This window comes from Streptomyces sp. NPDC054847 (assembly GCF_053610925.1).
Map to the genome: position 1 here is coordinate 1 of NZ_JBSGZJ010000321.1, position 8218 is coordinate 8218.

The window sequence follows — 8218 nt, forward strand, 5'->3', positions numbered from 1 at the left end:
CCTCATACCAGAGCGCGACCCATAGCGGGCAACTTTCGCAACAGCTCGGTCCACCCTCACCACCGGCGACTACCGTGTGTTGCCGGTGATCAACGGTGGGCTCTTGTCCGAGTGCCCGGGTTCCGCCGTGGAGTCATGCCGATCAATCGCAGTACGCCGATCCCTGGGGCCCCACGTACCGAGGACGCTGATGTCTCAACTACGCGCACCAGCCGCGCGGTCCGACCGCCGAGAGGGCGGGCGTCACGGCAGGCCAGGCGCCCGCTCACTGTCGTCCGCGGGCCGGACGTCCTCCGGCAGGACGTCTTCCGGCAGGACCGCGTCCGCGCCGGAAGCCCGCATACGACCCCAACTACTGCGCACCGCCGTCCTGCCGGCCCTGGTCGCCGCCCTCAGTGGTGCGACCGCGGTGGTCATGACGCTGCGCGCCGCCGCTCCCGAACCGTCCGCCGGTCTGTGGGTCGCCCTGAGCGCCATGGCCGCGCTCGCCGTGGCCGCCGTCGCGGTCGCCGCGCGCGGCGCCGACCGGGTCGCCTCGTCCGTGCTCGACCGGTGTTCCGAGCTGCGCCGCACCACAGCCCGGGCCCAGGAGGAGCTGCGCACCGTCGTCGACGGACTCAGGCGCGGCGAGGGCCCGCCGCCCCGCCGTATGCCCGAGCAAGGACCCACGGGCGGGGACGAGTTCGACCTGCTCGCCCACGATCTGGTCCGCTCGCACGACGCCGCGCTGGCGGCCGTGGTGCAGGCCTCCCGGCTCTCCAGCAGCGTGGGCAACGAACAGAAGGTCGAGGTCTTCGTCAATCTGGCCCGCAGGCTGCAGTCCCTGGTGCACCGTGAGATCCAGCTGCTCGACGAGCTGGAGAACGAGGTCGAGGACCCGGAGCTGCTCAAGGGCCTCTTCCACGTCGACCATCTGGCCACCCGCATCCGCCGGCACGCGGAGAACCTCGCCGTCCTCGGCGGCGCCGTCTCCCGGCGGCAGTGGTCCCACCCGGTCACCATGACGGAAGTGCTCAGGTCCGCGATCGCCGAGGTGGAGCAGTACCCGAGGGTCAAGCTGGTGCCGCCCATCGCCGGCACACTGCGCGGCCACGCCGTCGCCGACGTGATCCATCTCCTGGCCGAACTTGTCGAGAACGCCACGCTGTTCTCCGCCCCGCACACCCAGGTCCTGCTGCGCGCCCAGCACGTCACGGCCGGGCTCGCCGTGGAGGTCGAGGACCGCGGGCTCGGCATGCCGCCCCAGGAGCAGGACAAGATGAACGCCCTCCTCGCCGACCCCGACCAGGTCAACGTCGCCAATCTGCTCCAGGACGGCAGGATCGGCCTGTTCGTCGTGTCCGCGCTGGCCCGCCGGCACGGCATCGCCGTGCGGCTCCAGACGAACATCTACGGCGGCGTCCAGGCCGTGCTCGTACTGCCGCAGAGCCTCCTCGGGGCCGACCACGAGGGCGCGGCCGACCACGGGACAGCGGCCACGCCCACGCCCGCCCCGCACCTGAACGGGCCCCGCGTCACCGCCACGTCGCCGCCGTCGCTGCCGCAGTCGGCCCTGTCAGGACAGGCCAGGCCGGTGCCGTCGCAACGGGAGCCGGCCACCGCCCTCATGGCGGACGCGCCCCTGCCCGTTCGCGGGGAGCGCGGCGAACGGCGCATGCCGGGGGCCGGCCACTTCGGCGACGGCCACCACCAGGCCCCGCCCGGGTCCGTCGCCGGACCGGGCCCCGAATTGGCGGAGCCGCCCGACCGGCCGGTGGTCCGCGGCACGATGGGCCGCCCCCAGCTGCCCAGGCGCCGCATCCAGGAGCACCTCGTCCCGCAGCTGAGGGACGCCCCCGCGCCACGCAGGGACGATGAAGAGGCCCTGCACGACCCGGGTCTGATGGCAGCTTTCCAGCGGGGCATCGGCCTCGCGGAGAACGAGCCGGAACGGGCGGCACCGCTGTCCGGACAGTCGGACCCCCAGCGTGACGAACCCACCATCAAGGAGTAGATGCACCATGGCGAGCGATGTGCCGACCGGCCATGTCCCGGACCTCGACTGGTTGTTGAGCGGTCTGGTCCAGCGTGTGCCGTACACCCGCAACGCGGTACTGCTCTCCTCCGACGGCCTCGTGAAATCGGTGCACGGTCTGGACAACGACAGTGCCGACCACATGGCGGCCCTCGCCTCCGGCCTGTACTCGCTGGGCCGCAGCGCCGGAGCGCGATTCGGCGACGGCGGCGAGGTACGCCAGGTCGTGGTCGAGCTCGATTCCACGCTGCTGTTCGTCTCCACCGCCGGCTCTGGGACCTGTCTCGCCGTCCTCGCCGGACGTGAGGCCGACGCCGCCGTACTCGGCTACGAGATGGCGATGCTGGTCAAGAGCGTGCGGCCCTATCTGGTCACTCCCGCCAGACAGCACGCCGGAGCACCGAGCGCCGTGAGGCAGTGACCATGCCCTCGCCCACGGACGGGCCGCTCCTCGACGACGCGGCGGGCCGGCTGATCCGCCCGTACACGGTGAGCGGCGGACGCACCCGTCCGACGGCCGCGCTGGACCTGCTCTCCATGGTGATGGCCACGGGCACCGCACCGCAGGCGCACCTCGGTCCCGAGCACACCACGGCGCTCGGCCTGTGCCACGGTCCGACATCGGTCGCCGAGATCTCCGCGCACTTACGGTTGCCGGCCGTCGTGACCAAGGTGCTGCTGTCCGACCTGGTGGACTGCGGCGCCCTCACGGCCCGGGCGCCGCGCAGCAACGACACACCCACGGACCGTTCACTGCTGGAGGCGGTGCTCGATGGCCTACGACGACGGCTCTGACACCCGCGTCGCCGGGAGCGGCGACCAGTTCCCCACCGCGCTCAAGATCCTCGTCGCGGGCGGGTTCGGGGTGGGCAAGACGACCTTCGTCGGAGCGGTCAGCGAGATCGAACCGCTCAGCACGGAGGAACTGCTCACCCAGGTGGGCGCGGCGACCGACAGCCTGGAGGGCGTCGAGTCGAAGACGACCACGACGGTCGCCATGGACTTCGGCCGGATGACCCTGGACGAGCACCATGTGCTCTACCTCTTCGGAACACCGGGACAAGAGCGCTTCTGGTTCATGTGGGACGAACTGTCGGAGGGCGCCCTCGGCGCCGTCGTGCTCGCCGACACCCGCAGGCTCGAGGACTCGTTCTCCGCCGTCGACTTCTTCGAGCGGCGCGGTATCGGATTCGTCGTGGCCGTCAACGAGTTCGACGGTGCCTACCGCTACGACCCGCAGGAGGTGCGGGCCGCGATCGACCTCAAGCCGGAGGTACCGGTCGTGCTGTGCGATGCGCGGATCGCGAGTTCGGGCATCGGGACGCTGGTGACCCTCGTCCAGCACCTGCTCACCACAACCGCCGTCGTGCCGGGCCCGGCACCGAGCCATGGAGCACCGACATGACGTACAGCCCCACCGGCCGTCTGCTGCTGACCCCGGTGGACCCCGAGGCACCCGCACGGGTCCGGCGGCTGCGCCGGCTCGGGCTCGGGGAACACCCGGACGCTGCGTTCGACGACTTCGCCCGCAAGCTCGCCGGGGTGACCGGAGCTCCGTACTCCATGGTCAACTTCATCGACGAGAACCGGCAGTTCTTCGCCGGGCTGCACGCCCCGTCCGGCACTCACGGCGGCGGCGAGCCGGGCCGCGCGGAGGTGGGCCGGTTCATGGATCGCGACCACGGGTACTGCCCGCATGTGGTCGTGCGCCGCAAGGCGCTCGTGCTGGAGGACGTCTGCGACTACCCGCGCTTCGCGGGGAATCCGGTCGTCGACGAGATCGGCATCCGCTCGTACCTGGGCGCGCCGCTGATCGACCGTACGGGCATCGCGCTGGGCACCGTCTGCGTGGTCGACACCGAGCCGAGGCGATGGGGCCGCGAAGGTCTGGAGACCATCAAGTCGCTCGCGGCGGACCTGGTCCAGCAGATCCACCGCCGGGAGGACGGCGGTATCTGAGGCGACGCCCACGGGGCGCGGCGCGGCGCGGCGCGGCTCCATGGCGTCGCGGGATGCGCGGACCTGCCGCACGACGACGGCAACGGCTTCACCGGTATGCGGCTCCCGGCGGTGGTCAGCGGTCCGGCGCGCCGAGGTGCCGGCGGTGGTCAGCGGTCCGGCGCGCCGAGGTGCCGGTCGGTGCATCCGGTGTTCGACGGACCCGCGGAGAGCCGCTGTACGTCCCCGCCCGGAACGGTGACCGGTGCGTCCCGTGGTTCCGGTGGGGGAGCGACGCTGGCGCGCAGGACGACCTCACCGCCCACCCGCAGCACCCGTGACCGCGGGCCCCGGGGCTCGCGCAGGGCGAGCGCCATGACTTCCTCTCCCATGGCGGTGAGCGGCAGGGCGACCGTGGTCAGCGGTGGCGTGAGCTCGCATACGAGGGGGATGTCGTCGAATCCCGCGAGCGAGATGTCCTCCGGTACGCGCACCCCCTGCTCCCGGAACGCGGCCAGCGCGCCGACCGCCATCACGTCGGTCACCGCGAACACGCAGGTGGGCCGGTTGCCGCGGGCGAGCAGGGTGCGCGCGGCCGCGTAGCCGCCCTCGCGGGTGAACGGGCCCCGCACGATGCGTTCCGGCGGCAGTTCGACGCCGCCCCGGGCCAGCTCCTCCTGGAAGCCGGCGAGCCGGTCGGCGACGGTGGTCAGCGACGGCGGGCCGCTGAGCACCGCGAACTCCCGGTGCCCCAGGTCGAGCAGGGCCCGGGCCAGGGCCGCGGCCCCGCCGTGGTTCTCCGGCAGTACGGCGTCGGCCCGCAGGCTGCGGTGCCGGCTGACGACCGCGACGCGACCGCCGGCCCGTACGTACGGGTCGAGCTCCGCGGCGAGCGCCCGCTCCCACGAGCGGTCCTGGAAGCCGGATCCGATCAGCAGGATCGCGCGCGCCCGCTGGGCGCGCAGCGTGGACACGTAGGCGATCTCGCGGGCCGGTTCGCGGAAGGTGCTGGCGAGCATCACCAGCAGGTCCTTCGCCGCGGCGGCGCGCATCACCCCGGCGGCGATGGCGGCGAAGTAGGGATCGCCGACGTCGTGGCAGATCAGGCCCACCGTGTTGCTCGAAGCGCTGGCGAGCGCCTGGGCATGGGCGTTGGGGATGTAGCCCAGCTGGTCTGCGGCGGCGCGCACCCGGCTGCGCAGGTCCTCCCGTACCCGGGTGGTGCCGTTCAGGGCTCGTGACGCGGTTGCGAGGGACACTCCCGCCCTGCGGGCGACAGCGTCCAGCGTCACATGAGCCTGTGTTTCCCGTTCACTCACTTGACCCCCCGAAACTTCGGGACGACCTATTGACCGTGCGGACGAGCAGTCATTAGCGTGGCGACACCTTACCAGAAAGCGCTTTCTGAAAGCGTTTTCTCCCACATGGATCCAGCCGCTCCGGAGCGCACCAGGAGTTGACCGTGAGTCAGAGCGCCATCAAGGCAGCACCCGTGAAGGTGGCGGGAGTCGACCGGCGTGGGAGGCCGAGCCCGGGGGAGCGGGCGTCCCGCCTGCTCGAACAGAGCTGGCGCCCGGTCGCCCTGCTCCTCGCCTGCTTCGCCGTCTGGTGGGTGATCGCCGCCGCCGAACTGGTCGAGCCCTACCTCGTTCCGTCGCCCGGCGCGACGCTGGACGTGCTGACGGGCAAGGCCGACTACATCTGGCAGCACAGCTGGGTGACCACCTACGAGACGCTCCTCGGCTTCCTGATCGCGGTGGTCGTCGGGGTCTTCGCCGCCGTGATCATGGTGTACTCGGCCACCGTCGAGAAGACCCTGTACCCGATCCTGCTGTTCGCGCAGGTCGTTCCGAAGATCGCCATCGCGCCCCTGTTCGTGGTGTGGCTCGGCTTCGGCATCGCGCCCAAGATCCTCATCGCCGTCCTGATCGCCTTCTTCCCCGTCGTCATCTCGATGGTGACCGGGCTCAAGGCCGTCGACCCGGAGATGCTCCAACTCTCCTCGACCATGGGGGCGAGCCCCTGGCAGACCTTCGTGAAGATCAGGATGCCCGCGTCCCTGCCGCACCTGTTCTCCGGCCTCAAGGTCGCGGTGACACTCGCCGTGACCGGCGCGGTCGTCGGTGAGTTCGTCGGCGCCAACGAGGGGCTCGGCTACGTGATCCTCCAGGCCAACGGAAACCTCGACACCCCCATGCTGTTCGCCGGCCTCCTCGTGATGTCCCTGATCGGCGTCGTCCTCTTCGTCCTCGTCGAGATCGCCGAGAAGCTGCTGCTCCCGTGGCACGCGAGCCGCCGGGAGACCGGCGTCACCACCACCTACTGACCGACCCCCGGGCACCGTTCCAAGTCGACGAGAAGGACCAGCAATGACTGCGCGCAGACTGCTTCTGACCGGCCTCGTACCGCTGCTCCTGGCCGCCACCGCCTGCGGCGGGGACGACTCGGGCACATCCACCAGCTCCTCGGGGAAGAAGCTGGAGAAGGTGACGCTGACCCTCAACTGGTACCCGTACGGAGAACACGCGCCGTTCTACTACGGCAAGCAGCAGAAGATCTTCGAGAAGCACGGGATCGACCTCGACATACGCGCCGGCCAGGGTTCGCAGAAGACGGTGCAGGCGACCGGCGCCGGCCAGACCGACTTCGGCTGGGCCGACACACCGGCCGTGCTGTCCGGGGTCGACGCCGGTGTCAAGGTCAAGAGCCTCGGCGTCTTTCTCCAAACCACCCCGTCCTCGGTGCAGTTCTTCGAGTCGCAGAACATCAAGAGCCCCGCCGACCTCAAGGGCAGGACCATCGCGGGCACCGCCGGTGACGCCCTCTCCAAGACGTTCCCGATCTTCCTGAAGAAGAACGGCCTCAGCGAGTCCGACGTCAAGGTCCAGAACACCGACCCGGCGGGGAAGATCGCCGCGGTGATCTCCGGCAAGACCGACGGTCTGCTCGGATACGCGAGCGACCAGGGCCCCACCATGCAGAACAAGGCCAAGAAGCCCGTCTCCTACCTCCGGTTCTCCGAGAACGGCCTGAACTTCTACTCCAACGGCCTCATCGCCGGGCAGAAGGTCCTCACCGGCAAGAAGGACCTCGCGCAGCGCATGGCGAAGGCGGTCAGTGAGTCCTTCGCGGCGGCCGAGAAGGCGCCCGAGCCGGCCGTCGCCTCGATGGACGGTGCGAGTGAGCAGCTGCCCCCGAAGGAGGTGCTGGCCGAGCAGTTCGCCACCACGCTGACGCTGCTGCACACCGACGCCACCAAGGGCCAGGCGCCCGGTGTGAACGCGGAGGCCGACTGGCAGCAGACCATCGACGTCTTCGCCGAGGCCGGACTGGTCAGCAGCCCCAAGGCCGTCGCGGAGTACTGGGACAGCGCGACCGCGATGAAGGGATGACGATGCCCAGGAACACCACCGTGCGGGAGCCGGACGTGACGAACGACAGACAGGGCGGTCCGTCCGCCACCACTCCGGCGGTCGGCATCAAGGACGTCGCCGTTCGCTTCCGCACCAAGAACCGCGATGTCACCGCGCTGACCGACGTCGATCTCGAGGTCCGGGCAGGGGAGTTCGTCGCCATCGTAGGGCCCTCGGGCTGCGGCAAGTCGACCCTGCTCAAACTGGTCGCCGGGCTGCTCAAGCCCTCCACGGGCGATGTGCTCCTCGGCGGCGAGCGGGTGCAGGGGCCGCGCCACGACATCGGATACGTGTTCCAGCGCGCCGCCCTCCTCGAGTGGCGCTCCGCGCGCCGCAACATCCTGCTCCAGGCGGAGATGCGGAAGATGCCGGCCGAGCTCGGCCGCAGGCGCGCCGACGAACTGATCGCGATGACGGGATTGAGCGGCTTCGAGGATGCCCTGCCGCACGAACTCTCCGGCGGCATGCAGCAGCGCGTCGCGCTGTGCCGTGCCCTGCTGCACGAGCCGCCCGTGCTGCTCATGGACGAGCCGTTCGGCGCGCTCGACGCGCTGACCCGTGAGCAGATGAACACCGAACTCAACCGGATCTGGCGAGAGACGGGCACCACGGTGCTCCTGGTGACCCACTCGATCTCCGAGGCCTGCTACCTGGCCGACCGGGTGGTCGTGATGAGCGCCAGGCCCGGCACCATCACCGAGATCATCGACGTGGGACTGCCCGCGGAGCGGGACTACACCGAGACGATGGGACGGCCCGAGTTCCGGGAGGCAACCACCCACATCCGCGGCCTGCTCGGCGCGGCCTCCGCGCAGGACTGAGCACGAAGGAGGAGCCCCGCACCACCCACGGG

At 70.7% G+C, this 8218-nt stretch carries 9 protein-coding genes; 8 read left to right on the forward strand and 1 reads right to left on the reverse strand.

Annotation, left to right across the window (positions count from 1 at the left end; all coding sequences use genetic code 11):
• Positions 1–190 precede the first annotated feature (190 nt).
• From ACWGH4_RS25665 to ACWGH4_RS25685, 5 genes are read left to right on the forward strand one after another with little or no spacing between them, the layout of a single operon-like run.
• Entirely contained in the window at positions 191–1993 is a 1803-nt protein-coding gene (locus tag ACWGH4_RS25665; RefSeq protein WP_453465099.1) for a sensor histidine kinase, read from the forward strand.
• Between the two features lie 7 nt (positions 1994–2000).
• The gene (locus tag ACWGH4_RS25670; RefSeq protein ID WP_453465103.1) at positions 2001–2435 is read left to right on the forward strand and encodes a roadblock/LC7 domain-containing protein; all 435 of its coding nucleotides are present in this window, start codon (positions 2001–2003) and stop codon (positions 2433–2435) included.
• Positions 2436–2437: 2 nt separating this feature from the next.
• Positions 2438–2809 carry a DUF742 domain-containing protein gene (locus tag ACWGH4_RS25675; protein WP_453465106.1) on the forward strand — a complete coding sequence of 124 codons (372 nt, stop codon included), beginning with the start codon at positions 2438–2440 and terminating at the stop codon, positions 2807–2809.
• Entirely contained in the window at positions 2787–3419 is a 633-nt protein-coding gene (locus ACWGH4_RS25680; protein WP_441262027.1) for an ATP/GTP-binding protein, read from the forward strand. The genes ACWGH4_RS25675 and ACWGH4_RS25680 overlap by 23 nt, the downstream gene beginning before the upstream one ends.
• Complete coding sequence (locus ACWGH4_RS25685) at positions 3416–3973, forward strand: GAF domain-containing protein (RefSeq protein WP_453465108.1); 558 nt, start codon at positions 3416–3418, stop codon at positions 3971–3973. Before ACWGH4_RS25680 ends, ACWGH4_RS25685 begins: the two co-directional genes overlap by 4 nt.
• 149 nt (positions 3974–4122) lie before the next feature.
• Here ACWGH4_RS25685 and ACWGH4_RS25690 read toward each other — a convergent pair whose 3' ends face one another.
• Positions 4123–5244, reverse strand: a complete 1122-nt coding sequence (locus ACWGH4_RS25690; protein WP_453465111.1) for a LacI family DNA-binding transcriptional regulator — start codon at positions 5242–5244, stop codon at positions 4123–4125.
• Positions 5245–5414: 170 nt separating this feature from the next.
• Between ACWGH4_RS25690 and ACWGH4_RS25695 the strand changes: the two genes are divergently transcribed.
• From ACWGH4_RS25695 to ACWGH4_RS25705, 3 genes are read left to right on the forward strand one after another with little or no spacing between them, the layout of a single operon-like run.
• Positions 5415–6278, forward strand: coding sequence for an ABC transporter permease (locus tag ACWGH4_RS25695; protein WP_453465115.1), 864 nt, complete (start codon positions 5415–5417; stop codon positions 6276–6278).
• 43 nt (positions 6279–6321) lie between these two features.
• Positions 6322–7344, forward strand: a complete 1023-nt coding sequence (locus ACWGH4_RS25700) for an ABC transporter substrate-binding protein (protein ID WP_441262031.1) — start codon at positions 6322–6324, stop codon at positions 7342–7344.
• Complete coding sequence (locus ACWGH4_RS25705; RefSeq protein WP_441262032.1) at positions 7341–8186, forward strand: ATP-binding cassette domain-containing protein; 846 nt, start codon at positions 7341–7343, stop codon at positions 8184–8186. Before ACWGH4_RS25700 ends, ACWGH4_RS25705 begins: the two co-directional genes overlap by 4 nt.
• The last annotated feature ends 32 nt before the right edge of the window (positions 8187–8218 follow it).